Source organism: Geodermatophilus sp. TF02-6 (genome assembly GCF_003319115.1).
Taxonomy (GTDB): domain Bacteria; phylum Actinomycetota; class Actinomycetes; order Mycobacteriales; family Geodermatophilaceae; genus Geodermatophilus.
Genome location: NZ_QOHF01000004.1, coordinates 188,328 through 213,660, shown reverse-complemented (window position 1 = coordinate 213,660; position 25,333 = coordinate 188,328). Strand labels below are relative to the sequence as shown.

22 protein-coding genes are annotated in these 25,333 nt (G+C 76.0%); 8 read left to right on the top strand and 14 right to left on the bottom strand.

The features are described 5' to 3' along the window. Nucleotides 1–13 precede the first annotated feature (13 nt). Together DQ238_RS05710 and DQ238_RS05705 are read right to left on the bottom strand one after the other, a co-directional pair. On the bottom strand, nt 14–1,762 hold the full coding sequence (locus tag DQ238_RS05710) for a proline--tRNA ligase (protein WP_113780312.1): 1,749 nt from the start codon (nt 1,760–1,762) through the stop codon (nt 14–16). A 330-nt stretch (nt 1,763–2,092) separates the two neighbouring features. Beyond that, nucleotides 2,093–2,668 carry a hypothetical protein gene (locus tag DQ238_RS05705; RefSeq protein ID WP_147263009.1) on the bottom strand — a complete coding sequence of 192 codons (576 nt, stop codon included), beginning with the start codon at nt 2,666–2,668 and terminating at the stop codon, nt 2,093–2,095. Nucleotides 2,669–2,763: 95 nt separating this feature from the next. On the opposite strand from DQ238_RS05705, the gene DQ238_RS05700 reads away from it, so the two are divergent. After that, complete coding sequence (locus tag DQ238_RS05700; RefSeq protein ID WP_113780310.1) at nt 2,764–3,453, top strand: response regulator transcription factor; 690 nt, start codon at nt 2,764–2,766, stop codon at nt 3,451–3,453. Beyond that, entirely contained in the window at nt 3,450–4,706 is a 1,257-nt protein-coding gene (locus DQ238_RS05695; protein WP_113780309.1) for a HAMP domain-containing sensor histidine kinase, read from the top strand. Before DQ238_RS05700 ends, DQ238_RS05695 begins: the two co-directional genes overlap by 4 nt. A gap of 91 nt (nt 4,707–4,797) precedes the next feature. Here DQ238_RS05695 and DQ238_RS05690 read toward each other — a convergent pair whose 3' ends face one another. The 6 genes from DQ238_RS05690 to DQ238_RS05665 form a co-directional block, all read right to left on the bottom strand. Further along, a complete protein-coding gene (locus DQ238_RS05690) occupies nt 4,798–5,895 on the bottom strand; it encodes an amidohydrolase family protein (protein ID WP_233495740.1) in 1,098 nt (365 codons plus the stop codon). Continuing rightward, nucleotides 5,892–7,508 carry a signal recognition particle protein gene (gene ffh / locus DQ238_RS05685; protein ID WP_113780308.1) on the bottom strand — a complete coding sequence of 539 codons (1,617 nt, stop codon included), beginning with the start codon at nt 7,506–7,508 and terminating at the stop codon, nt 5,892–5,894. Before ffh ends, DQ238_RS05690 begins: the two co-directional genes overlap by 4 nt. 431 nt (nt 7,509–7,939) lie before the next feature. Further along, nucleotides 7,940–8,176 (bottom strand): hypothetical protein, encoded by a 237-nt coding sequence (locus DQ238_RS05680; RefSeq protein ID WP_233495739.1) that lies wholly within the window; start codon nt 8,174–8,176, stop codon nt 7,940–7,942. A gap of 86 nt (nt 8,177–8,262) precedes the next feature. Continuing rightward, the gene (locus DQ238_RS05675) at nt 8,263–10,656 is read right to left on the bottom strand and encodes a [protein-PII] uridylyltransferase (protein WP_113780307.1); all 2,394 of its coding nucleotides are present in this window, start codon (nt 10,654–10,656) and stop codon (nt 8,263–8,265) included. Between the two features lie 122 nt (nt 10,657–10,778). Then, on the bottom strand, nt 10,779–11,117 hold the full coding sequence (locus DQ238_RS05670) for a P-II family nitrogen regulator (RefSeq protein ID WP_091212422.1): 339 nt from the start codon (nt 11,115–11,117) through the stop codon (nt 10,779–10,781). After that, nucleotides 11,114–12,469, bottom strand: a complete 1,356-nt coding sequence (locus DQ238_RS05665) for an ammonium transporter (RefSeq protein WP_113780306.1) — start codon at nt 12,467–12,469, stop codon at nt 11,114–11,116. The genes DQ238_RS05670 and DQ238_RS05665 overlap by 4 nt, the downstream gene beginning before the upstream one ends. Before the next feature lie 363 nt (nt 12,470–12,832). Here DQ238_RS05665 and DQ238_RS05660 point away from each other — a divergent pair, with 363 nt between their 5' ends. From DQ238_RS05660 to DQ238_RS05650, 4 genes are read left to right on the top strand one after another with little or no spacing between them, the layout of a single operon-like run. After that, nucleotides 12,833–13,534 carry an energy-coupling factor ABC transporter permease gene (locus tag DQ238_RS05660; protein ID WP_199506156.1) on the top strand — a complete coding sequence of 234 codons (702 nt, stop codon included), beginning with the start codon at nt 12,833–12,835 and terminating at the stop codon, nt 13,532–13,534. Beyond that, on the top strand, nt 13,531–13,869 hold the full coding sequence (locus DQ238_RS23055) for a PDGLE domain-containing protein (RefSeq protein ID WP_199506155.1): 339 nt from the start codon (nt 13,531–13,533) through the stop codon (nt 13,867–13,869). The genes DQ238_RS05660 and DQ238_RS23055 overlap by 4 nt, the downstream gene beginning before the upstream one ends. Nucleotide 13,870: 1 nt before the next feature. Further along, nucleotides 13,871–14,653, top strand: a complete 783-nt coding sequence (gene cbiQ / locus DQ238_RS05655; RefSeq protein ID WP_113780305.1) for a cobalt ECF transporter T component CbiQ — start codon at nt 13,871–13,873, stop codon at nt 14,651–14,653. Further along, nucleotides 14,650–15,429, top strand: a complete 780-nt coding sequence (locus DQ238_RS05650; protein ID WP_199506154.1) for an energy-coupling factor ABC transporter ATP-binding protein — start codon at nt 14,650–14,652, stop codon at nt 15,427–15,429. The genes cbiQ and DQ238_RS05650 overlap by 4 nt, the downstream gene beginning before the upstream one ends. A gap of 110 nt (nt 15,430–15,539) precedes the next feature. On the opposite strand, the gene ftsY is transcribed toward DQ238_RS05650, so the two are convergent. Continuing rightward, nucleotides 15,540–16,769, bottom strand: a complete 1,230-nt coding sequence (gene ftsY / locus DQ238_RS05640) for a signal recognition particle-docking protein FtsY (RefSeq protein WP_113780304.1) — start codon at nt 16,767–16,769, stop codon at nt 15,540–15,542. 72 nt (nt 16,770–16,841) lie between these two features. On the opposite strand from ftsY, the gene DQ238_RS05635 reads away from it, so the two are divergent. Together DQ238_RS05635 and DQ238_RS05630 are read left to right on the top strand one after the other, a co-directional pair. Further along, nucleotides 16,842–18,527 (top strand): alkaline phosphatase D family protein, encoded by a 1,686-nt coding sequence (locus DQ238_RS05635; RefSeq protein WP_113780303.1) that lies wholly within the window; start codon nt 16,842–16,844, stop codon nt 18,525–18,527. 28 nt (nt 18,528–18,555) lie between these two features. After that, the gene (locus tag DQ238_RS05630; protein ID WP_113780302.1) at nt 18,556–19,350 is read left to right on the top strand and encodes an endonuclease/exonuclease/phosphatase family protein; all 795 of its coding nucleotides are present in this window, start codon (nt 18,556–18,558) and stop codon (nt 19,348–19,350) included. Between the two features lie 77 nt (nt 19,351–19,427). Here DQ238_RS05630 and smc read toward each other — a convergent pair whose 3' ends face one another. The 5 genes from smc to rnc form a co-directional block, all read right to left on the bottom strand. Beyond that, nucleotides 19,428–22,994 carry a chromosome segregation protein SMC gene (smc, locus tag DQ238_RS05625; RefSeq protein ID WP_113780301.1) on the bottom strand — a complete coding sequence of 1,189 codons (3,567 nt, stop codon included), beginning with the start codon at nt 22,992–22,994 and terminating at the stop codon, nt 19,428–19,430. 8 nt (nt 22,995–23,002) lie between these two features. After that, on the bottom strand, nt 23,003–23,194 hold the full coding sequence (locus DQ238_RS05620) for a hypothetical protein (protein ID WP_113780300.1): 192 nt from the start codon (nt 23,192–23,194) through the stop codon (nt 23,003–23,005). Nucleotides 23,195–23,344: 150 nt separating this feature from the next. After that, a complete protein-coding gene (locus DQ238_RS05615) occupies nt 23,345–23,590 on the bottom strand; it encodes an acylphosphatase (protein WP_233495738.1) in 246 nt (81 codons plus the stop codon). Between the two features lie 47 nt (nt 23,591–23,637). Then, nucleotides 23,638–24,513 (bottom strand): bifunctional DNA-formamidopyrimidine glycosylase/DNA-(apurinic or apyrimidinic site) lyase, encoded by an 876-nt coding sequence (gene mutM, locus DQ238_RS05610; protein WP_113780298.1) that lies wholly within the window; start codon nt 24,511–24,513, stop codon nt 23,638–23,640. A 6-nt stretch (nt 24,514–24,519) separates the two neighbouring features. Continuing rightward, nucleotides 24,520–25,326 (bottom strand): ribonuclease III, encoded by an 807-nt coding sequence (gene rnc / locus DQ238_RS05605; protein WP_233495737.1) that lies wholly within the window; start codon nt 25,324–25,326, stop codon nt 24,520–24,522. Between the last annotated feature and the right edge of the window lie 7 nt (nt 25,327–25,333).

The window sequence follows — 25,333 nt, the reverse complement described above, 5'->3', positions numbered from 1 at the left end:
GAGGACGGGGTCTTCAGCTCCGGACGGCGGCCAGCACGCGGGCCGCGGCGTCGGCGACCGGCACCTCCTGGCGCTCCCCCGTCGCCCGGTCGCGCACCTCCACGACGCCGTCGACCAGCCCGCGCCCGACGGTGACGATCGTCGGCATCCCCAGCAGCTCGGCGTCCTTGAACTTCACGCCCGGGGAGACCTTCTGCCGGTCGTCGTAGAGCACGGTGAGCCCCGCGGCGACCAGCTCCTGGGCCAGCGCCTCGGCGGCCCCGAAGACCGATGCGTCCTTGCCCGTGGCGACGACGTGCACGTCGGCCGGGGCGACCTCGCGCGGCCAGGCCAGGCCGAGCTCGTCGTGGGTGGACTCGGCGATCGCCGCGACGGCGCGGGAGACGCCGATGCCGTAGGAGCCCATCGTCACGGTGACCAGCTTCCCGGTCTCGTCGAGGACCCGGAGGTCGAGCGCGTCGGCGTACTTGCGGCCGAGCTGGAAGATGTGGCCCAGCTCCACACCGCGGGCCAGCTCCAGCGGGCCGGAGCCGTCGGGCGCCGGGTCACCGGGCAGCACCTCGGCGGCCTCGATCACGCCGCCCCAGGTGAAGTCCCGGCCGGCCACCAGGTCGAACACGTGCCGGCCGGGCTCGTTGGCGCCGGTGATCCACCGGGTGCCGGGCACGACGCGGGGGTCGACGAGGTAGCGGATGCCGGCCGGGCCGTCGGCGCCGAGCACCTGCGGGCCGAGGTAGCCCTTGACCAGCAGCGGGTGCGCCTCGAACTCGGCGAACGGCTCGACCTCGGCCGGGGCGACCTGCGCCTCCAGCCGCTTGAGGTCGACCTCGCGGTCGCCGGGGACGCCGACGACCAGCGGCTCACGCCCGCCGTCGGGGTGCACGAGGGTGACGACGACGTTCTTCAGCGTGTCGGCCGCGGTGTACCCGGCGTCCGGGAACAGCTGCCGGGCCACCTCGACGAGGGTCTCGATGGTCGGGGTGTCCGGGGTGTCCTCGACGTGCGCCTCGGGCAGGCCCTCGACGGGCAGCGGGTCCGGGACGACGGTGGCGACCGCTTCGACGTTGGCCGCGTAGCCGCCGGCCGACCGGACGAAGGTGTCCTCCCCGATGTTGGTCGGGTGCAGGAACTCCTCGCTCTTCGACCCGCCCATCGCCCCCGACATCGCCGAGACGATCACGTAGTCCAGGCCCAGCCGGTCGAAGATCCGGATGTAGGCGTCGCGGTGGGCGGCGTAGCTCTTGTCCAGCCCGGCGTCGTCGACGTCGAAGGAGTAGCTGTCCTTCATCGTGAACTCGCGGCCGCGCAGCAGCCCGGCCCGGGGCCGCGCCTCGTCCCGGAACTTGGTCTGGATCTGGTACAGCCAGACGGGGAGGTCCTTGTACGAGGAGTAGAGGTCCTTCACCAGGAGGGTGAACACCTCCTCGTGCGTCGGCCCGAGCAGGTGGTCGGCGCCGCGGCGGTCCTTGAGGCGGAAGAGGTTGTCGCCGTACTCGGTCCAGCGGCCGCTGGCCTCGTAGGGCTCGCGTGGCAGCAGCGCCGGGAAGTGCACCTCCTGGGCACCCATCGCGTCCATCTCCTCGCGGATGACGCGTTCGACGTTGCGGAACACCCGGTAGCCCAGCGGCAGCCAGGTGAACCCGCCCGGGGCCGCCCGCCGGATGTAACCGGCCCGCACGAGCAGCCGGTGGCTGGGGACCTCGGCGTCGGCCGGGTCGTCACGCAGGGTCCGCAGGAAGAGGGTGGACATCCGCAGCAGCACGGGCAGATTCTCCCAGGCGGCCCCACCCCACCGCCCTCGGGTGGACCGGTCGGGAACGGCTCCTGGCCGCGGGTGGTCCCTGGGAGTGGGGGCCGGAGGCTCCCCGAGCAGGGACGGGAGCCTGGGGCTCAGCACCGGTCGGGAACGGCTCCTGGCCGCGGGTGGTCCCTGGGAGTGGGGGCCGGAGGCTCCCCGAGCAGGGACGGGAGCCTGGGGCTCAGCACCGGTCGGGAACGGCTCCTGGCCGCGGTGTCGGCCGGTAGGCCGACCGTGTCACCGTCGCAGGGCACCGCCGGGCTCGGTCTGGGGGTGGCCGAGCCCGGCGGTGGGTCAGGCGTGGGCCCAGCCCTCGTGGTGGCCGGCCCACCAGTCACCGACGGGCCGGTGGCCGTCGTCCGGCCGGGCCCACTTCCCGTCGGCCGGGCCGTCCACCGTGAACGTGGGGATCCCGTCGGTGCAGGAGGCCCGCACCGCGACCCACTGCCCGCCGTCCAGGAAACCCACCTCGTCGTCGTCCTGGTACTGGACCCACCAGTCCTCGGCCGGCGCCGTCGCCAGTTCGAGGGCCCCGCCGGTGCACGAGGCGTAGACCGTGCCCCCCACGGTCTCCTGCTCCCCGGAGACGGCAGCCGGTTCCGGCGGGGGTGGGGCCTCGGTGGAGGCCGGCGCGGACGACGGCGCGGGAGACGACACCGGGGCCGGGGTGGGCGACGGGGTCGGGACCGAGGAGGCCGTCGGGGTGGACGGCACCTGGGACGACGACGCCTCGGTGCCACCGGTCGCGGCCGCCGGAGCGGTCTGCGAGGAGGCCACGACGTCGACGGTCGAGACGGCGAAGAAGCCGAGGCCCACGGCGACGCCCGCGGACGTCACCCAGAGGGCTCCGAAGGCCACGGCGCGTCTCATGCCAGCAGACCATGCCGCCGGCTGGGTTAAGAGCACGACAAGGCGAGGTCAAGGAGGGCCCGAGGAGCGCGCCGTCGGCAGTAGCGTCGGGACGCGTGGCCCACCTGCTGGTCGTGGAGGACGACGAGCGCATCCGCACCGCCCTGCTGCGGACGCTGCGTGAGCGCGGTCACGCGGTCAGCTCGGCCGCGACCGCCCTCAGCGGGCTGCGCCAGGCGGTGGACGAGCGGCCCGACCTCGTCGTCCTCGACCTGGGCCTGCCCGACCTCGACGGCAGCCAGCTGCTGCGGATGCTCCGGGCGGTCTCGTCCGTGCCGGTCATCGTGGCCACCGCACGCGACGACGACGGCAGCGTCGTGCAGGCCCTGGACGCCGGCGCCGACGACTACGTGCTCAAGCCGTTCGCGGCCGACCAGCTCGAGGCCCGCATCCGCGCGGTGCTGCGCCGGGCCTCGGGGACCCTCGACAGCGGGTCGGCACCGGTCACGGTGGGCCCGCTGACCATCGACCCGCGCACCCGCCGGGTGGTGCACGAGGGCGCACAGGTCGAGCTCTCCCCCAAGGAGTTCGACCTGCTGGCCTACCTCGCGGCCCGGCCCGGGACCGTGGTGTCCAAGCGGACCCTGCTGGTCGAGGTGTGGCAACAGCCCTACGGCGGGTCGGACAAGACCGTCGACGTCCACCTGTCCTGGCTGCGCCGAAAGCTCGGCGAGTCCGCGGCCCAGCCGCGTCTGCTGCAGACCGTGCGCGGTGTCGGCGTCCGCCTGGCCGAACCCGAGCCGTGAGACGGCAGGTCACCCTCCTCGTCGCGGCGACGACCTCGATCGTCCTGCTGGCCTTCCTCCTCCCCGCCGCCGTCCTGGTCGCCCGCGTCGCCGAGGCCCGGGCGCTGGACTCCGTGCGCGCCGACCTGCAGAAGGTGCTCCCCACCGTGGCCCTCATGGAGCGCGACGAGGTGGCGGCGCGCCTGGCGATGCTGCAGGAGGACGGCCGGCAGGTGGCGGTGCGCTGGACCGACGGCCAGTGGCTCAGCCCACCCAGGGGCGACGTCGGCGCGGACCCCTCCAGCTCGGAGGTCGTGGGCGTCGACGGTGGCGCGGTGCTGCTGCAGCCGGTCCGCCGCGGCGACGGGATGGTGCTCATCGAGGCGTTCGTGCCCGACGACCAGCTCCACCCCGGGGTGACCGGCACGTGGGTGGTGCTGGCGGCGTTCGGCGGCGGGCTGCTCGTCCTGGCGCTGGTCGTCGCCGACCGGGTGGCCCGGTCGCTGACCCGGCCGGTGACCGAGCTGGCGACGACGGCGCACCGGCTCGGCAGCGCGGACCTCACCGCCCGTGTGCAGCCGTCGGGGCCGTCGGAGGTGCGCGCGGTCGGGGAGGCGCTCAACCAGCTGGCCGGGCGGATCGGGGAGCTGCTGGCCGCCGAGCGAGAGGCCGCCGCCGACCTCGCCCACCGCCTGCGCACGCCGCTGACCGCGCTGCGGCTGGACGTCGAGTCGCTGCCCGCCGCCGACCGGGACCGGCTGCTCACCGACGTCGACGAGCTGAGCCGGCGGGTCGACGAGGTCATCGCCGAGGCCCGCCGTCCGGTGCGGGAGGGGCTGGCCGCGGTGTCCGACGCGAACGCCGTGGTGGCCGAGCGGGTGTCCTTCTGGACCGTGCTGGCCGAGGACGAGCACCGCCGTCTCGACGTCGACCTCGCCGAGGGGGCCCTGCCGGTGCGGGTGGCCTCGGGCGACCTGGCCGCGGCGGTCGACGCCCTGCTGGGCAACGTCTTCGCGCACACCCCGGAGGGGACGGCGATGCGCGTCGCCGTCGCGCCGCGGACCGGCGGCGGGGCCGAGGTGGTCGTGGCCGACGAGGGTCCGGGGCTGGTGCACGCCCGCGTGGCGGTCGAGCGGGGACACAGCGCCGTCGGCTCGACCGGGCTGGGCCTGGACATCGCCCGGCGCACCGCGGAGGCCTCCGGCGGCGCGCTGCACGTGGCGTCGTCGGGCGCCGGCACCGAGGTCACCCTCGAGCTCGGCGCCCCGCGCTAGAGGCTCACGGACGCATCCTGGCTCGGCGTGGCGCGTCCTGGCTCACGGTCGACGGTGAGCTGGGACGCCGCACGACCAGCCCAGCTGATCATCAACCGACGACCCGGCCGCGGAGGACGATCAGCTGCGGGCGGGTCAGGGTGTCGAGGTCGGCCCGCGGGTCGGTGTCGTGGACGACGAGGTCGGCCGGGGCACCCTCCTCGATGCACGCCAGCCCCAGCCAGCTGCGGGCCGCCCACGACGCGGCGGCCAGCGCCGCCTCGGCCGGCAGCCCGGCCGCGGCCAGCGCCCGTACCTCGTCGGCGATCCGGCCGTGGTCGATGCCGCCACCGGCGTCGGTGCCGGCGAACACCGGGACCCCGGCCTCGTACGCCGCCCGGACGACGGCGCCCGAGCTCGCGTGCAGCCGCCGCATCGTGCTGGCGTAGGCCGGGAACCGCTTCTCCCCGGCGGCGGCGAAGTCGGGGAAGCTCGCCACGTTGACCAGGGTCGGGACGACGGCGGTGCCCCGGGCGGCCATCTCGCCGACGAGCTCCTCGGTCAGGCCGGTGCCGTGCTCGACGCAGTCGATGCCGGCCCGGATCAGGTCGGGCAGCGCGTCGGTGCCGAAGGTGTGCGCGGTGACCCGCGCCCCCTCCTCGTGCGCCGCGGCGATCGCGGCGGCCACGGCGTCGGCCGGCCACTCGGGCGCCAGGTCGCCGACGCCGCGGTCGATCCAGTCGCCGACCAGCTTGACCCAGCCGTCGCCGCGGCGGGCCTGCACCCGCACCTCGGCGGCCAGGTCGGCCGGGTCGAGCTCGACGGCCAGCCCGGGGAGGTAGCGGCGGGGCGCGGCCAGGTGCCGGCCGGCGCGGACGATGCGAGGCAGGTCCGGCTCGTCGTCCAGCGCCCGGGTGTCGACCGGGGAGCCGCAGTCGCGCAGCGCCAGCACGCCGGCGGCACGCTCGGCGAGGGCCTGCTGGCGCAGCCCGGCGAGGTCCGCGACGGGGACGCCACCGCGGCCGATCCCGACGTGGCAGTGCGCGTCGACCAGCCCGGGCACCAGCCAGCCGCCGCGGGCCACCGTCTCGGCGCCCGGGACCGGCTCGAACGTGATCCGCCCGTCGTGCACCCACAGGTCGCGGTGCTCCCCCGCGGGCAGCACGACGCCGGAGAGGTGCAGGGCCTGCTCCCCCGCCCGCCCGGTCACCGCGAGGGCCGCTCGTCCCCGGGCTGGTCGAACCGCAGCTTGGTGAGGTCGGGCAGGCCCTGACCCGGGGGGAGGCCGGGCATGCCACCGGGCAGGCCGCTCCCCGGGAAGCCGCCGCCGGGGAGCCCCCCGCCGGGCAGGCCGGCCCCCGGCGGCAGGCCGGGAGCGCCCGTGGGCCGACGGGTCGGCCCGCTCTTGCCCTTCCCCTTGCCCTTCTTGCCCTTGCCCCGCGCTCCCTTGCCCGACGACACCGCCTGCATCTGCCGGCCGCGAGCCTTCTTCGACATCGGGCCCATGCCCGGCAGGCCCATGCTGCCGGCCATCTGCCCCATCATCTTCTGGGCCTGCGCGAAGCGCTCCAGCAGCTGGTTGACCTCGGTGACGGTCACGCCCGAGCCGTTGGCGATGCGCACCCGCCGCGAGGCGTTGATGATCTTGGAGTTGACCCGCTCCTCCGGGGTCATCGAGCGGATGATGGCCGCGGTGCGGTCCAGGTCGCGGTCATCGACCTGCTTGAGCTGCTCCTTCATCTGCCCCGCGCCGGGCAGCATGCCGAGCAGGTTGGCGATCGGGCCCATCTTGCGGATGGCCATCATCTGCTCGAGGAAGTCCTCGAGGGTGAAGCCCTCGCGGCTGACGAGCTTGCCGGCCATCTTCTCGGCCTGCTCGGCGTCGAAGGCCTGCTCGGCCTGCTCGATGAGGGTGAGCACGTCGCCCATGCCGAGGATGCGGGAGGCCATCCGCTCGGGGTGGAAGACGTCGAAGTCGGTCAGCTTCTCGCCGGTGGAGGCGAACATGATCGGCTGACCGGTGACGTACCGCACCGACAGCGCGGCACCACCGCGGGCGTCGCCGTCGAGCTTGGTGAGGACGACGCCGGAGAACCCGACGCCGTCGCGGAAGGCCTCCGCGGTGGTGACGGCGTCCTGACCGATCATCGCGTCGACGACGAACAGCGTCTCGTCGGGCCGGACGGCGTCGCGGATGCCGGCGGCCTGGGCCATGAGCTCGGCGTCGATGCCCAGCCGACCGGCGGTGTCGACGACGACGACGTCGTGCATCGTGCGGCGGGCGTGCTCGATCGAGTCGGCGGCGACGCGGATCGGGTCGCCGATGCCGTTGCCCGGCTCGGGCGCGAAGACGTCCACCCCGGCCTGGCCGGCGACGATCGCCAGCTGGTTGACCGCGTTGGGCCGCTGCAGGTCGGCGGCCACCAGCAGCGGGGTGTGGCCCTGCGACCTGAGCCAGCGACCGAGCTTGCCGGCCAGCGTCGTCTTACCCGACCCCTGCAGACCGGCCAGCATGATGACCGTCGGCGCGGTCTTGGCGTAGCGCAGCCGCCGGGTCTGGCCGCCGAGGATCTCGACGAGCTCCTCGTTGACGATCTTGATGACCTGCTGCGCCGGGTTGAGCGCCGAGGAGACCTCGGCTCCCCGCGCCCGTTCCTTGACGGCGTTGATGAACGCCCGGACCACCGGCAGCGCGACGTCGGCCTCGAGCAGCGCGATGCGGATCTCGCGCGCGGTCGCGTCGATGTCGGCGTCGGAGAGCCGGCCCTTGCCGCGCAGGCCGCTGAAGACCGTGTCCAGGCGGTCGGAGAGGGTCTCGAACACAGCACGTCCTCGCAGGGTCTCGCGGGCGCGGCCGGCCGGTCGGACCGACCGGCTGCTCGGCTTCGGCACCCGGGGAGCCCCGGCGCCGTCGCGCCACCTGACTCCCAGGGTATCGAGGGGCGGGCAGGATGCTGGCGCCCTACGGGGCCCGCCAGGCCCGGCCTCCTGCAGGGTCCCGCCGGCCGGGTCCCGGGTAGGCCCCGTCCAGAGGCTCGCCGCGAGCGTGCGAGCGGTGAGGAGGACGGGGTCCTTCTCCGAAGGGCGGACCAAGGACCCCCTTGCCCCCCACCGCTCACAAGCTCGCGGTGGGACCCTGCAAGGAGGCCGGGTCCTTCTCCGGTGGGGGGCGGCCCTCCCGCAGGGACCCGCCGCCGGCCCCGTCCCGGGTCCCACCCTGAGCTGGCGAAGGGTGGGGAGGACGGGGTCCTTCCTCAGGCGCCGCGGCCGGCGGACACCGCCTCCACGTCGACGCCGGCGCCGGTCACCAGCGCCGTCCCGCAGTCGGTGCAGGCCCACTCGGGGCACTCCCCGCCGTCCTCGGTGTGCCCGTCGACGCACGGCGGCTGCACGAACTCCCGGTCGTCGCCGCAGGTCGGGCAGGCCCAGACCCTGCCGTCGGCCACGGCCAGCGCGGAGGACGCCGCCGGCGCGGAGGACCGGACGCTCACTGCGGGCTCCTCCCCGGTTCGGAGGGACCGTCTCCGTCCTCCTGCCCTCCGACGGTGCCACGGGGTACCGACAGGACCGGGCAGCCTCAGCCCGGCGCGTCCCCCCGCCCGGACGCCGGGTCGGCCACGGCGCCGCAGACGGCGGCGACCAGCGCGGCCTCCACCCGCTGGCGCTGGGCGGCGTCGATCGGCTCGCCGGAGGGGTTGGCCACGTAGAAGTGGTCGGCGGCATCGGCGCCGAGGGTCTCGATCCGGGCCGAGGTCACGTCCAGCCCCTCGGCCGCCAGCGCGGCGGTGAGCCCGTACAGCAGCCCGGCGCGGTCGCCGGCCCGGACCTCCAGGATGCCGGCGGCGTCGCCGGTGACCTCGCCGTCGTACCAGGAGATCCGCGGCGGGACGGTCCGGACGGCGTCCTGGCGGTAGTCGACCTCCCGCTGCCGCAGCCGGTCGGCCAGCGGCAGCGTCCCCTCGTGGGCCGCCCGGACGGTGTCGGCCAGGATCGACGCCACCGGGGCCCGGCCGAAACGCGGCCGGACGGCGAAGACGGCGGTGGCCCGGCCCGCCACGACGTTGACCTTGGCGGCGCGCACGTCGAGCTGGTTGAGCGCCAGCACCCCGGCCAGCTCGCTGAACAGGCCGGATCGGTCGGGGGCGACGATGGTCACCTGCTGGCCGTCGGCGACGTCCTCGACCCCGACCGTGACGTCGCTGGCGCCGTCCGGGAGGCCGGCGCACCCGGTGCTGGCCTGGGGCGCGCCGGGGTTGAGCACCGGCTGCGGAGCGGGGACCGGGGCCCCGCCGAGCCGGGCCAGCACCCGTCCGACCAGCGCCGCCACCAGGTGCGCCTTCCACGGCGACCACGCCGAGCTGCTCGTGGCCGCGCCGTCGGCCTGGGCCAGGGCGTGCAACAGCTGCAGCAGCGCGGGGTCGGAGCCGATCGTCGCCGCGATCCGGTCGACGGTGGCCGGGTCGTCGATGTCACGGCGGGTGGCGGTGTCGGGCAGCAGCAGGTGGTGGCGCACCATCGCGGCCACCGTGGCGACGTCCGGGGCGGAGAAGCCCATCCGCGTCGCGATCGCGGCCGCGACCGGTTCGCCGACGACGCTGTGGTCACCGGGCCAGCCCTTGCCGATGTCGTGCAGCAGCGCCCCCACCAGGAGCAGGTCGGGGCGGTCGACGTCGTGGGTCAGCTCCGCGGCCGCCGCCGCGGACTCCACCAGGTGCCGGTCGACGGTGAACCGGTGCCAGGGGTCGCGCTGCGGCAGCGAGCGCACCCGCTCCCACTCGGGCAGCAGCCGCACCAGCAGCCCCTCCTGGTCGAGCTGCTCGAGCAGCGCCACGGCCGGCCGGCCGCTGGCCAGCAGCCGCAGGAACGACCAGCGCACCTCCGCGGGCCACGGCTCGGGCACCGGCGGCGAGTGCACCGCGAGCACCTTGAGCGTGTAGGGCGACAGCACCAGGTCGGCCCGGGCGGCGGCGGCCGCGCCGCGCAGCACCAGGCCGGGGTCGGTGGCGGGGTGGGCGTCACGGGCGAGCACCACCTCGTCGCCCTGCCGGACCACGCCCTCGGCCAGCGGCTCCCGGCGGACCCGGCGGTAGCGGCCTCGGGGACGGCGGACCAGGGCGGCCTCCGCCCGCCGCCACGTCTCGTCGGCGACGAAGGCCAACCGGCGTCCGGCGAGGCTCACCCGGCGCAGCAGGGCGTCCTCGTCGGCCAGGCCGAGCGCGACGGCGACCGGCCGCTGCTCCTGGCGGACCAGCACGTCGTTCGGCCGGTCCGAACGGCGGCGCAGCTCGTCGCGGACGTCCAGCAGGAACGCGTAGGCCTCCTCGAGCTCGGTGGTGGGCTCGTCGGCCAGCTGCGCGGCGGCGACCGCGCGCAGCACCTGCCCCTCCCGGAGGCCCCCGTAGGCCTCCTTGAGGTGGGGTTCGAGCAGGAAGGCCAGCTCGCCGACCTGCCGGGCGCGGCCGCGACGCAGGTCGCGCAGCTGGGGCAGCAGCCGGGACGCCGACTGCCGCCAGCTGGCGAGGGTGGCGGTGCGCAGGGTGGCGGCGAGGTCGGCGTCGCCGGCGACGAACCGGGCGTCGAGCAGCCCGAGCCCGGCCTTGACGTCGGTGGAGGCCACCCCGACGGCCTCGGCGACGGTCCGCACCGAGTGGTCCAGCCGCAACCCGGCGTCCCAGACGGGGTACCAGATCGCGTCGGCGAGGGCGGCGACCTCCGGCCGCCCCTCGTGGACGAGCACCAGGTCGAGGTCCCCGTGGGGCGGGAGCTCCCGGCGGCCGAGGCTGCCCACGGCGACCAGCGCCACGCCGTCGGTGCCGCGGCGCACCTGGTGCCCCCCACCGACCCCGCCGCGGCGCGGGCGGGGCGGTGGGGTGCGCGCCACCGCCGCGTCGAGCAGGCCGGCCAGCCAGGTGTCGAGCACCTCGCTGCGCTGCGCCCGCGCCATCGCGGGCAGCGACCCGGTGTCCAGCACGTCTCCCCCTCGGTTTCGCGACCTGCCCCGGAACGGCGTCGGCCGGTGGCTGAGCCCTCCCACCACCCCGGCCGGAGAAGGACCCGCTCCTCCCCGCCCCTCGCATGCTCGGGGCGGGCCTCTCACAGGGCGTCGGCGCCGCGTTCGCCGGTGCGGACGCGGACGATCTCGTCGATCGTCGTCACCCACACCTTCCCGTCGCCGATCTGGCCGGTGGAGGCGGCCTCGACGATGGCGTCGACGACCCGCGCCGCGTCGATCTCGTCGACCACGACCTCGATGCGGACCTTCGGGACGAAGTCGACCTGGTACTCCGCGCCGCGGTAGACCTCGGTGTGGCCGCGCTGGCGGCCGAAGCCCTGGACCTCGCTGACGGTCAGCCCGGCGATGCCGATCAGTTCGAGGGCGTTCTTGACGTCGTCGAGCTTGAACGGCTTGACGATCGCGGTGACGAGCTTCATGCCCGGATTCCTTCCGTGTTGCGAGCCTCGGCGTGCGCCTGGGCACTCAGTGTCGCGGCGCCGCCACCGCCGCCCAGCGAGGCGAAGTCGTAGGCCGTCTCGGCGTGGACGACGCCGTCGATGCCGCTGACCTCGTCCTCCTCGGAGACCCGGAAGCGCATGACCTTGCTGACGACGAAGCCGATGACCAGCGTCAGGACGAAGGAGTAGACCAGCACCGCGCCGGCACCCACGGCCTGCCGCCACAGCTGGTCCAGCCCGCCGCCGTAGAAGAGGCCGTCGACGCCGGCCGTGGTCGCGGCCGAGGCGAACAGGCCGACCGCGAGGGTGCCCCACAGGCCGCCGACGAGGTGCACGCCCACGACGTCGAGGGAGTCGTCGTAGCCGAGCCTGTACTTGAGGCCGACCGCCAGCGCGCAGACGACACCGGCGATCGCGCCGAGGACGATGGCGCCGACCGGGGTGACCGACGAGCAGGCCGGGGTGATGGCGACCAGGCCGGCGACGACACCGGAGGCGGCGCCCAGCGAGGTGGCGTGGCCGTCGCGGACCTTCTCCGTGGCCAGCCAGCCCAGGCTCGCCGCGGCGGCGGCGGCGAACGTGGTCACCCAGACCTCGGCGGCCTGGCCGTTGGCCGACAGCGCGGACCCGGCGTTGAAGCCGAACCAGCCGAACCACAGGATGCCGGCGCCGATCATCACCAGCGGCAGGTTGTGCGGGCGCATCGGGTCGCGGCCGAAGCCCCGCCGCTTGCCGAGGACCAGCGCCAGCGCCAGGCCGGCCGCACCGGAGTTGATGTGCACCGCGGTGCCGCCGGCGAAGTCGATGGCCAGCAGGTCGTTGGCGATCCAGCCACCCGTCTCGGACTGCGCGCCGTCGAAGGCGAAGACCCAGTGCGCGACCGGGAAGTAGACGACGGTGGCCCAGATGCCGGAGAACACCATCCACGGGCCGAAGCGGGCGCGGTCGGCGATGGCACCGGAGATCAGCGCGACGGTGATGCAGGCGAAGACCGCCTGGAACGCCACGAACGCCAGGGACGGGATGGTGGAGACCAGGTCGTCGGGGGCGAAGGCGCTCTCCAGACCCCCGGTGCCGATCAGGGTCGACAGCCCCAGGAACTCGAAGGGGTTGCCGAGCAGGCCGCCGCCGACGTCGTTGCCGAAGGCCATCGAGTAGCCGTAGAGCACCCAGAGCACGGCGATCAGGGCGAGCGCGCCGAAGCTCATCATCATCATGTTGAGGACGCTCTTCGCGCGGACCATGCCGCCGTAGAAGAGCGCCAGACCGGGGGTCATGAACAGCACCAGGGCACTGGCGGCCAAGACCCATGCGGTGTCACCGGTGTCCACGGCAACCTCCTGACGGGATCGGTGCGGCCCTGGGCTCAGGACAGGGCCGCGGGGACGGACCCGGGGACGTGGGGACACCCGGGCCGCTGGGGCGGGATCGGCGCTCCTCCGGCGAGGGGGGACGTGGCGTCCACCGTGCCGTCACCACGTTTCGGTCGACGGCACGCCGGTGTTTCCGGACGGTGAACTCCGCCGCGCGTGTCCCGGTCCCGGGTCCCGGTTGCGGTGCACCGGTCGCCGCCGTGGCGGGGGTTCCACCCGCGCGGGCTTCTTGCGACAGGGGTGCAGGTGCGACCGGTGTGCAATAAGGTCTCCGGCAGCCCCCGTCCGGATCCGCGACGGCCGACCCCCGAGGAGGCAGACGTGCACGTACCCGACGGGTTCCTCGACGCCCCGACGTCGGTGGCGACCGGAGTCGTGGCCGCGGGCGGCGTGGCGGTGGCGCTGCGCGGCGCCCGCCGCGAGCTCGACGAGCGCACCGCCCCGCTGGCCGGCCTCACCGCGGCCTTCGTCTTCGCGGCCCAGATGATCAACTTCCCGGTGGCCGCGGGTACCAGCGGCCACCTCATCGGCGGCGCCCTGACCGCGGTCCTGGTGGGGCCCTGGACGGCGGTGCTGTGCATGACCGTCGTCCTCCTGGTGCAGGCGGTGCTCTTCGCCGACGGGGGGCTGACCGCCCTGGGCACCAACACCACGCTCATGGGCCTGGTCGCCGTCGGTGTCGGCTACGGCACCTTCCGCCTGCTGGCCGCCGTCCTGCCGCGCACCCGCGGCGGCGTGCTCGTCGCCGCCGGCGTCGGCGCGTTCCTGTCGGTGCCGGTCGCCGCGCTGGCCTTCGTGGGCCTGTTCGCCGTGGGCGGCGTCGCGGACGTCCCGGTGGGCACGGTGGCTGCGGCCATGGTCGGTGTGCACCTGCTCATCGGGCTGGGCGAGGCGGTGATCACCGTGGCGGTGCTCGGCGCGGTCCTCACCGTCCGGCCCGACCTGGTGCACGGCGCGGCGTACCTGCGGCGGCCGGCCGACCTGGCCCGCCGGCCGGCTCCGGTCGAGACGGACAGCCGGTGAGCGCCCCCCGCCGCGCCCGCGGCCTGCTGCTCACCGGTCTGCTCGTCGCGCTGCTGGTCGCCGGGGTGGGCAGCTGGTACGCCAGCAGCTCGCCGGACGGGCTGGAGCGGACGGCGCAGCGGACCGGCTTCGCCGCCACTGCCCGGGACAGCGCGACCGCCGACTCCCCGCTGGCCGACTACTCCGTGGCCGGCCTCGGCTCCGACCGGATCTCCGGTGGGCTGGCCGGCGTCATCGGCGTCACGGTGACGCTGGTGCTGGCCGGCGGGCTGACCATGCTGGTGCGCCGGCGCGACCGCGACCGCGATCGCGACCCCGCCGGCTCCGGCGACTGAGGTGGGCGCCGGGCACGGCGGCCCGCTCGGGGCCGGCTACGTCGCCGGGTCCGGTCCGGTGCACCGGCTGGAGCCGCACGTGAAGCTCGTGGCGGTGCTGGGCTTCGCCGTGGTGGTGGTGGCCACCCCGGTGCACGCGGGGTGGGCCTGGGCGGCCTACGCCGGGTACCTCGCGCTCGTGCTGGGCGCCGCGGCCGTGGCCGGGGTCGGCCCCCGCCGGCTCGTCCGGGGCCTGGCCGTCGAGGTGCCGTTCGTGCTGTTCGCCCTGCTGTTGCCGGTCGTCGCCCGGGGGCCGCGGGTGGACGTCGGCGGCGTGTCGCTGTCGGTGAGCGGGCTGACCGCCGCCGGCGGGCTGCTGGCCAAGGCGACGCTGTCGGTGCTCGCGGCCACCGTGCTGGCCGCCACCACCGAGCCGCGGGCGCTGCTGCGGGGTCTGGAGCGGCTGCGGCTGCCCGCGTTGCTGGTGCAGATCCTCGGCTTCACGATCCGCTACGCCGACGTCGTCGCCGGCGAGCTGCAGCGGATGCGTGTCGCCCGCGAGTCCCGCGGCTTCCGCGGCCGCCACCTGGGCGCGCTGCGGGTGCTGGGCCCCGCCGCCGGCTCGCTGTTCATCCGCTCCTACGAGCGCGGGGAGCGGGTGCACCTGGCGATGCTGTCGCGCGGCTACACCGGGCGGGTGCCGGCCGGGCCGGCCGCGGACGTGCCCGTCGGGGACTGGCTGGCCGCGCTCGCCCTCCCGCTGGGCGCCGGCGCGGTCCTCGCGTCTGGTCTGCTGCTCGGGTGAGCACTCCCCCGCCCTCGTCGCTGGGTCCCTCCCGTCCCGAGCCCTCCTTGCTCGTCGAGGACCTCGCCTTCGCCTACCCCGACGGGCACCAGGCGCTCTACGGCGTCGACCTGCGGGTCGAGCGCGGTGAGCGGGTGGCGCTGCTCGGGCCCAACGGCGCGGGCAAGACCACGCTGGTGCTGCACCTCAACGGCATCCTGGCCGGCGGGCGGGGCACGGTGACCGTGGCCGGGCTGCCGGTGGACCGCCGCCACCTGCAGGAGGTGCGGCGGCGGGTCGGCGTCGTCTTCCAGGACCCCGACGACCAGCTGTTCATGCCCACCGTCGGCGAGGACGTCGCCTTCGGCCCCCGCAACCTCGGCCTGCCCGAGGACGAGGTCGCCCGGCGGGTGGCCGCGGCGCTGGCGCAGGTCGGCATGGCCGGGGTCGCCGACCGGCCCCCGCACCACCTCTCGTTCGGCCAGCGGCGGCGGGTCGCCGTCGCCACCGTGCTGTCCATGGACCCCGAGGTCCTGGTGCTCGACGAGCCGTCGTCCAACCTCGACCCGGCCGGGCGGCGGGAGCTGGCCGAGGTGCTGGAGGCGCTGCCGGTGACCGTGCTGATGGTCACCCACGACCTGCCCTACGCCCTGCAGCTGTGCCCGCGGTCGGTGGTGCTCGACGGCGGGGTCGTGGTCGCCGACGGGCCGACCCGTGAGCTGCTCGCGGACACCGGGCTGCTGGCCGCCCACCGGCTCGAGCTGCCCTACGGCTTCGACCCGCGCGGCGTGCGCTGAAGCCCGCCCTCCTGCAGGGTCCCGCTGCGAGCGTGGTCACCTACTGGGACGGCCCTCCTGCAGGGGCCCGCCGCGAGCCTGCGAGTGGTGGGGGGCAGGAGGGTCCTTCTCTAGTCCGCGCCGCCGACCAGCGCCTCGGCGAACGCCTCGGGCTCGAACGGCGCCAGGTCGTCGGCGCCCTCACCCAGCCCGACCAGCTTGACCGGGATGCCGAGCTCGCGCTGCACCGAGACGACGATGCCGCCCTTGGCGGTGCCGTCGAGCTTGGTGAGGACGACGCCGGTCACGGTCACGGCCTCGGTGAACACGCGGGCCTGGACGACACCGTTCTGGCCGGTGGTCGCGTCGAGGACGAGCAGCGTCTCGGTGACCGGGGCCTGCTTCTCCACGACCCGCTTGATCTTGCCGAGCTCGTCCATCAGGCCGGCCTTGGTGTGCAGCCGGCCGGCGGTGTCGACCACCACGGTGTCGACCTCGCCCTCCATGCCGGTGCGGACCGCCTCGAAGGCCACCGATGCCGGATCGGCCCCCTCCCGACCGCGGACGGTGAGCACCCCGACCCGCTCGCCCCAGGTCTCCAGCTGGTCGGCGGCGGCGGCGCGGAAGGTGTCGGCGGCACCGAGGACGACGCTCTCGCCGTCCCCGACGAGCACCCGGGCGATCTTGCCGACCGTCGTCGTCTTGCCCGCACCGTTGACGCCGACCACCAGCACCACGCCCGGGAGGCCGTCGTGGCGGTCGACGTGCAGCGTCCGGTCGAGGTCGGGGCCGAGGACGGCGGTGAGCTCGCGGACCAGCAGCTGGCGCAGCTCGGCCCCGGACGCGGTGGCCAGCACCATCGACTGGGTGCGCAGCCGGTCGACGATCTGCTGGGTGGCGGCGACGCCGACGTCGGCGGCGAGGAGGGTCTCCTCGACCTCCTCCCAGTCGTCCTCGGTCAGCCGCTCCCGGGCGAGGACGGTGAGCAGGCCGCGGCCCAGCGACGACTGCGAGCGGGCCAGCCGCGAGCGCAGCCGGACCAGCCGGCCGGCCGAGGGCGGCGGGGTCTCGAAGACCAGCCCCGGCTCCGGCTCGGCCGGGGGCAGCTCGACGGGTGGGGCGGTGTCCGGCTCGGCCGGGGCCTCGGGGGGCGGCGCCGGCGGCGTGCCGAGGCCGCTGGCGGTGGCCCCGGACGGGCGGGGCGGCTCGGGCGGGGCCGGCGGGCGCGGCCGGGTCAGCGTCGTACCGGCGGTGGCGTCCTCGTCCAGGCGGGTGGTGCGCCGGCCCCGGCCGACCAGCAGGCTGACCCCCAGGACCAGTGCCACGACGAGGATCGCGATCGCGATCAGCACGTACTCCATGGCGGCCAGTCTCCCAGCCGGCCCGCGGCAGGGGCTGGGCGGAACCGCCGTCCGTGGGTCAGGCTGGGCGGCATGCCGCTGCCCGGCCGGGAGAGCCCGGTCCTCCTGCTCGGTCCGCTGCTGCGGCACGTCGACCCGGTCTCGGCCACGGTGTGGGTGGAGACCGACCGGCCGTGCGAGGTCGAGGTGCTCGGCCGCAGCGCCCGCACCTTCGCCGTCGGCGGCCACCACTACGCCCTGGTCGTCGTGGAGGGCCTGGAGCCCGGGAGCACCACGCCCTACCAGGTGCACCTCGACGGGCAGCGCGTGTGGCCCGACGCCTCCTCGCCGTTCCCGCCCGGTCGCATCCGGACGCCGGGCCGCCCCGGGCCGTTCCGCATCGCGTTCGGCTCCTGCCGCTACGCCACGCCCACCACCGTCGACCTCGACGAGGGCATCCCGCCCGACGCGCTGGACACCTACGCCGAGCAGCTGACCGGGCAGCCGGAGGACGAGTGGCCCGACGCGCTCGTGCTGCTCGGCGACCAGGTCTACGCCGACGAGCTGACTCCGGCGACCCGCTCGTGGCTGTCGCTGCGCCGGGGCCGGCCCGCGCCCGCGGACAGCCAGGTGGCCGACTTCGAGGAGTACACCCGCCTCTACGCCGAGTCCTGGAGCGACCCTGCGGTGCGCTGGCTGCTGTCGACGATCCCGTCGTCGACGGTGTTCGACGACCACGAGATGATCGACGACTGGAACACCTCGGCCGCGTGGCGACGGGAGGTGACCCGCGAGCCGTGGTGGGCCGACCGGATCGGCGGCGGGCTGGCCAGCTACTGGGTCTACCAGCACCTGGGCAACCTCAGCCCGCAGGAGCTCGCCGACAACGCGACCTGGCGGTCGGTGTGCGAGCACCGGGACGACGCCGGGCCGGCGCTGTGGGCGATGGCGGAGGCCGCGGACGCCGACCCGCACTCGACCCGGTGGAGCTACGTGCGGCACTGGGGCGAGGCGCGGCTGATCGTGGTGGACAGCCGGGCCGGCCGGGTCCTCGACGAGCGCGGCCGGCGGATGCTCGACGACGACGAGTTCGCCTGGGTGGAGGCGGCGATGCGCCGCGCCGTCGACGAGGGCGTGGAGCACCTGGTCCTCGGCACGTCCCTGCCCTGGCTGCTGCCGCACGCGATCCACGAGATCGAGCGGTGGAACGAGACCCTGAACGTCCGCCACGTCGGCCGGCCGCTGGGCCGGCTGTCGGAGAAGCTGCGCCAGGCCGCCGACCTCGAGCACTGGGCGGCCTTCGAGGACTCCTTCGAGCGGCTGGGCCGGGCGCTCGTGGCCGTGGCCCGCGGGGAGCACGGCCGGGCGCCGGCGACGGCGCTGGTGCTCTCCGGCGACGTCCACCACGCCTACGCCGCCGAGCTCGTGCGGCCGGCGGACCTCACCACCCGGGTGCACCAGCTGACCGTGTCCCCGCTGCACAACCAGGCGCCGCACCCGATCCAGGTGGGCTTCCGGATCGGCTGGAGCCGCTGGGCCCGGCGGTTGGCCAGTGGCGTCGCCCGCCTGGCCCGGGTGCGCCCCTCCGAGCTGGACTGGGCGAAGGCGGCCGGCCCGTACTTCGGCAACCAGCTCGGGGAGCTGGTGCTCGACGGCCGCGAGGCCCGCTTCCGCCTCTTCCTCAGCGAGCGCGACGGCGAGGGGCGGGAGCGGCTGCGCGAGGTGGCCGACCTGCAGCTGTCCGCACCCGTCGCGGCGGAGGTGACCGGGCGGAGGTGACAGGCTGGCCCGGTGACAGGCTGGCCCGGTGACCGACGCACCGGGTGCCGAGCAGCCGCCGGTCGCCGTCCGGCTGGTCACCCTCAACACCCACCACGGCGTGGGGGACGACGGCCGCCACGACCTGCCGCGACTGGCCACGGTGCTCGCCGCGGCGGACGCCGACCTCGTCTGCCTGCAGGAGGTCGACCGGCGCTTCGGCGGCCGCAGCGAGGACGTCGACCAGGCGCTGCTGCTGGGACGGGCGCTGGGCATGCAGCTGGCGTGGGGCCCGGCGATCGACGAGCCGCGCCGGACCCTCGACGAGCGCCGCCAGTACGGCAACGCGCTGCTGTCCCGGCTGCCCGTCCTGGCCAGCGACGTCCACCGCCTCCCCGGGGCCGGCGAACCGCGCAGCGCGCTGCGGACCCGGGTCGACCTCGGCGCCGCCGCGCTGTCGGTCACCACCACCCACCTGTCCACCCGCTCGGTCGAGGAGCGCGCCGCCCAGGCGGGGACGATCGCCGGGTTGTCCTCCGGGCCGGGAGGAGCCGTCGTCGTCGGCGACTTCAACGCCGAGCCCGGCGCGCCGGAGCTGGCCGTGCTGCGCGAGCGCTTCGCCGACGCGTGGGAGCTGGCCCGCGACCGCGACGACCGGGCCGGCTGGCGGTTCTGGCGGCACCAGGGAGGCCACACCCACCCGGCGCGCCGCCCGCACCGGCGGATCGACCACGTGTGGGTCTCGCCGGGTGTGGACGTGGCCGGCGCGCGCGTGCTGGACGGCGCGGGGGCGTCGGACCACCTGCCGCTCGTCGTCGACCTGGAGGTCCACCCCGACCTCTGATCGACCCGGGCATGGGAAGCGATACCTGCGTTCTCGGGCGGGAAACGCAGGTATCGCTTCCCATGCCCGGGGAGTGCTCAGGCGGGTTCGGCCTCGCGCAGGCGCTGGCTGATGACGCCGGTGATGCCGTCGCCGCGCATGCTGACCCCGTAGAGCGCGTCGGCGATCTCCATGGTCCGCTTCTGGTGCGTGATGACGATCAGCTGCGAGGTCGAGCGCAGCTGCCCGACCAGGGTGAGCAGCCGGCCGAGGTTGACGTCGTCCAGCGCGGCCTCGACCTCGTCGAGCACGTAGAACGGCGACGGCCGGGCGCGGAAGATCGCCACGAGCAGCGCCACCGCCGTCAGCGAGCGCTCGCCACCGGACAGCAGCGACAGCCGCTTGACCTTCTTGCCCGGCGGACGGGCCTCGACCTCGATGCCGGTGGTGAGCAGGTCCTCCGGGTCGGTCAGGTACAGCCGGCCCGAGCCCCCGGGGAACAGCGTGGCGAAGACCTGCTCGAACTCGCGCTGCACGTCGGCGAAGGCGCTGGCGAAGACGTCGTGGATGCGCCCGTCGACCTCCCGGACGACGGTCAGCAGGTCGCGGCGGGTGGCCTCGAGGTCGGCGAGCTGGGTGGCCAGGAAGGCGTGCCGCTCCTCCAGCGCCGCGAACTCCTCCAACGCCAGCGGGTTGACCTTGCCCAGCGTGGCCAGGTCGCGCTCGGCCTTGGCCGCCCGGCGCTCCTGCGCGCCGCGGTCGTAGGGCACCGCCTCGGGCTCGGCCTCACCCGCCGCCTGCGCCGCGGCCAGCTGGATGGGGGTCGGCGGCACGGGTGCGGTCGGTCCGTACTCAGCCAGCAGGGTGGGCAGGTCGACGCCGTACTCCTCGGCGGCGCGGGCCTCCAGCGTCTCGATGCGGTAGCGCTGCTCGGCGCGGGCGACCTCGTCGCGGTGCACCTCGTCGGTGAGGCGCTCGAGCTCGGCGGTGGCCGCGCGGACGGCGGCACGGACCTCGAGCAGCTCGGCCTCCCGGGCGGTGCGCACGCGGGCCAGCTCGTCGCGCTCGGCGGCGGCACGGGCGACGGACAACGCCAGTGCGGTGAGCGCCGCCTCCGCGCCCGCCCGCACCCGGGCCGCCACCTGGGCGCCGCGTTCGCGGGCGACCCGGGCCGCGGCGGCCCGCTCCCGGGCGGCGCGCTCCTGGCGGGCCTGGCGGCGCAGCGACTCGGCCCGCCCGGACAGCGCCCGGGCCCGCTCCTCGGCGGTGCGGACGGCGAGCCGCGCCTCGGTCTCGGCCTGCCGGGCGGCGGCCGCCTCCAGCCGCAGTCGGTCCCGCTCGACGGGGTCGGGCTCCTCCGCCACGGGCGCGGCCTCGGCCTCGACCAGCCGGGCCTCCAGCCCGGCCAGCGCGGTGGACGCCTGTTCCAGCGCCTGCTCGGCGCGCGCCCGTGCGGCGGCGGAGCGCTCGGCCTCGGCGGCGGCCGAGCGGGCGGCCGCGCCGAGCTCGGCGAGCTGGGCGGCGGCAGCGGAGCGGGTGCGGTCGGCGGCCTGGCGGGCGGCCAGGGTGGCGTCGACGTCCGCGGAGCGCTCCCGCGCGGTCTCCCGGGCGGCGGCGAGGAAGTCGGCGAGGTCGGCGGCGCGGGCGACTGCGGCGGCCAGCTCCCGCTCGGCGTCGTCCACCCGCGCGCGGACCTCCAGGCCGGACGGTGCGTCGCCCTGGCCGCCGACGGACCAGTCGGCGCCGACCAGGTCGCCGTCCGCGGTCACCGCCCGCACCCGCGGGTGGGTGTGCACCAGCGCGACGGCGGCGTCGAGGTCGGGCACGACGGCGACCCGGTCGAGCGCACGGGACAGCGCGGGGTGCAGCTCGTCGGGGGCGGTCACCAGGTCCAGCGCCCACCGTGCACCGCCGGTCAGCTCCGGCCAGCCCTCCCGGGGCAGTGCGGGCAGGCCGCCGGTCACCAGCAGGCCGGCCCGGCCGCCGCGGACCTCCTTCAATCGCGTGAGCGCGGCGGCGGCGGTGGCCACCGTGTCGACGACGACGGCGTCGGCCATGCCGGCGAGCGCGGCGGCGAGCGGCACCTCGGCGCCGGGCGCGACGGTGATCCGCTCGGTCACCGGACCCAGCACGCCGGGCAGGCCGGCGGCGAGCACGGCCGCGGCGCCGTCGGCCGGTGCCAGGCCCTGCGCCAGGGTGTCCCGCCGGGCCTGCCAGGAGGCCCGGTCGCGCTCGGCGGCGCGCTCGGCGGCGGCCAGCTCGGTGACCGCCCGTGCGGCCTCGGCGTGCGCGGCGACGGCGTCGGAGTGTGCGGTGACCAGCGCGACGTCGGCGTCCTCCTGCCCGGTGACCTCGTCGCGGCGCTGGGCCAGCCGCGCGGCGGCGAGCTCGGCGCGGTCGGCGGCCTCGCCGGCGGCCAGGGCCAGCCGCTCGATCTCGGCCTCCCCCGCCGCGACGCGGGAGCGGGCGGCGGCGACCTGCCCGGCGAGGCGGGCCAGGCCCTCCCGGCGGTCGGCCAGGGCGCGGGTGGCGGCGACCCAGGCGCGGTCGGCCTCGGCGAGCTCGTTCTCGACCTCGGCGCGGGCGGCGACCGCGGCGGCCAGCCGGCCGCGCTCGGCTGCCAGCCCGGCGGCGAGCTCGGCCTCGGTGGCGGCGACCCGATCGGCCTCGGCCTCCAGCTGGTCGGGGTCGCGGCCCGCGGTCGCCGCCGGCGGGGCGGCGGAGAGGTGGCGGTGCCGCTCGGCGGCCAGCTGGGCGGTGCCGTGGAAGCGCTCGACGAGCGCGGAGAGCCGGTACCAGGTGTCCTGCGCGGTCTGCAGCGCGGGCGCGTCGGCGGCCAGCTCGGCCTCCAGCGCCGACTCGCGGCGGGCGGCCTCGCCGAGCTGCGCCTCGACGACGGCGCGGCGGGCCCGGGCGGCGGCCTCGTCGGCGACGTCGGCGTCCAGGGCGTCGCGCAGCTGCACCAGGTGGTCGGCGAGCAGCCGCAGCCGGGCGTCGCGCAGGTCGGCCTGCACGCCGGCGGCCCGGCGGGCCACCTCCGCCTGCCGACCCAGCGGCTTGAGCTGGCGGCGCAGCTCCGCGGTGAGGTCCCCGAGCCGGTCGAGGTTGGCCTGCATCGCGTCGAGCTTGCGCAGCGCCTTCTCCTTGCGCCTGCGGTGCTTGAGGACGCCGGCGGCCTCCTCGACGAACGCGCGGCGGTCCTCCGGGCGCCCGGAGAGGACCGCGTCGAGCTGGCCCTGACCGACGATGACGTGCATCTCCCGGCCGATGCCGGAGTCGCTGAGCAACTCCTGGACGTCGAGCAGGCGGACCTTGTCGCCGTTGATCTCGTACTCGCTCTCGCCGGAGCGGTACATGCGGCGGGTGATCGAGACCTCGGTGTACTCGATGGGCAGCGCGCCGTCGGCGTTGTCGATGGTGAGGGTGACCTCGGCCCGGCCCAGCGCCGGGCGGCCGGCAGTGCCGGCGAAGATGACGTCCTCCATCTTACCGCCGCGCAGGCTCTTGGCGCCCTGCTCGCCGAGGACCCAGGCGATGGCGTCGACGACGTTGGACTTGCCCGAGCCGTTGGGGCCGACGACGGCGGTGATGCCCGGCTCGAGGCGCAGGGTCGTCGTGGACGCGAAGGACTTGAAGCCCTTCAGCGTCAGGCTGGACAGAAACACCGACCCCGTCAGGCGAGCGCGGGCTCGGCCTTCTCGCCGGCCAGGCTCAGCAGCTCGTGGGCGATGGCGGCGTCCCGCTGCGCGCGCAGCTCCTGCAGTTCCTGCTCCAGCCGGCGCACCTTGGCCCGCAGGACGGCGTTCTCCTCGACTACTCGGAGCTCCGCGGGGGTGACGACGTGACCGAACAGGGCCTTGGCCATGGCGACAACGGCCTTTCGACGGCGTGAGGGGATGACCTGCGCCCCGTGTGACGGTCGGCGCGGTCGGTGTGCACCCCAGGGTGACAGGCCCGGACACGCAGGTCAACGGCCAGACTGCACAGCCTCGGTGTCGGGGAGGTGTCGCGTTCGTCACGCGGTGGTGAACCCGGTGTTCCCTCGTGTCGGTTCGTCCCGGACGTCGACCCGCGTCACCGCCCCGGGCGCGCGCGGCCCGTCCAGCGCGGCCAGGACGGCGGCGACGTCGGCGTCGGGCCCCTCGAGGACGACCTCGACCCGCCCGTCGGGCAGGTTGGTCGCCGACCCGGCCAGACCCGCCGCCTCCGCACGCCCACGGACGAACCAGCGGTACCCGACACCCTGCACGGCGCCGGACACGACTGCGACGACGCGGCGCCGCCCCCCCTCCCGACCCACCCCTCGGCTCACGAGCGGCGGGCTCTCGGGCGGGGTTGGCAGGTCGGGCAGCTGTAGCTGGACCGGTTCATGAACGACTCCCGCACGATCGGTGTCCCGCACCTGGGACAGGGCCGGTCGGCCTGACCGTAGACGGCGAGGAACCGGGAGAAGTAGCCGCTGCGCCCGTTGACGTCGACGTAGAGGGAGTCGAAGGAGGTGCCGCCCTGGGCCAGAGCCTCCCCCAGCACGTCGCGGACGCCGGCGAGCAGGTCGGCGACCTGCTCGCCGGTCAGCCGGTCGGTGGGGCGGGCGCCGTGCAGCCGGGCCCGCCACAGCGCCTCGTCGGCGTAGATGTTGCCCACCCCGCCGACGAGCGTCTGGTCCAGCAGCGCCCGCTTGACCTCGGTGTGCCGGCGGCGCAGCGCGGCGCTGAAGGCGGCCTCGTCGAAGGAGCTGTCGAGCGGGTCGATGGCGATGTGCGCCAGCCGCGGGGGGAGGGAGTCCCCGTCCGCCTCCTCGACGGCCAGCCCGCCGAAGGTGCGCTGGTCGACGAAGCGCAGCTCGCGGCCGCCGTCGGTGAAGGTGAGGCGGGCGCGCAGGTGGGTCCCGTCGGGCTGGGCGGGCTTCTCGACCAGCAGCTGGCCGCTCATCCCGAGGTGGGCCACGAGCGCCCGGCCGGTGGGCGCGCCGTCGGGCTCGGCCAGCGGCAGCCACAGGTACTTGCCGCGGCGGCGGGCCGCGGCGAGCGTGCGCCCGGTCAGCGACTGCACGAAGTGCTCGACGCCCTCGAGGTGGCGGCGCACCGCCCGCGGGTGGTGCACCTCCACGGTGGCGACGGTCCGCCCGGCGACCCAGCGCTCCAGGCCGCGCCGCACCACCTCGACCTCGGGCAGCTCGGGCACCGCCGCTCAGGTCCGGGGGGTCGGGTCGGCGCCGGCGGCCGCGCCGTCCACCACCGAGAGCGCGCGCCAGGCGGCCTCGGCGGCCTCCTGCTCGGCGGCCTTCTTGGTGCGGCCGGCGCCGCGGCCGCGGACGGTGTCGGCGAGGACGACGGCGGCGGTGAAGGTCTTGGCGTGGTCGGGGCCGTCGTCCTCGACGACGTAGGTCGGGGCGCCGAGCCCCAGCGCGGCACCCAGCTCCTGCAGGCTGGTCTTCCAGTCCAGGCCGGCGCCGCGGGTGGCGGCGGTGTCCAGCAGCGGGTCGAACAGCCGGTGCACGACCGCCGCGGCGGACTCCAGGCCCAGCCCCAGGTGCACCGCGCCGATCAGCGCCTCGAGCGCGTCGGCCAGGATCGAGTCCTTGTCCCGGCCGCCGGTGGTCTCCTCCCCACGGCCGAGCAGCAGGTGCGGGCCCAGCCCTCCGGCGCCGAGCCGGCGGGCCACGCCGGCCAGCGAGGTCATGTTGACCACGGAGGCGCGCAGCTTGGCCAGCCGGCCCTCGGGCAGCTCGGGGTGGCGGCGGTAGAGCTCGTCGGTGACGACCAGGCCGAGCACCGAGTCGCCGAGGAACTCCAGGCGTTCGTTGGTGGGCAGCCCACCGTGCTCGTAGGCGTAGGAGCGGTGGGTCAGCGCCAACGCGAGCAGGCCGCCGGGCAGCTCGACGCCCAGGGCGTCGGAGAGCCAGGCGGCCGCGCGGTCGGCGTGCGCCTCGCCGGCGGGGGAACGGCCGGAGATCCCACCCGGGGCGGGCGGGGTACCTGCGGCCGTCGTCCCCACGGCTGGT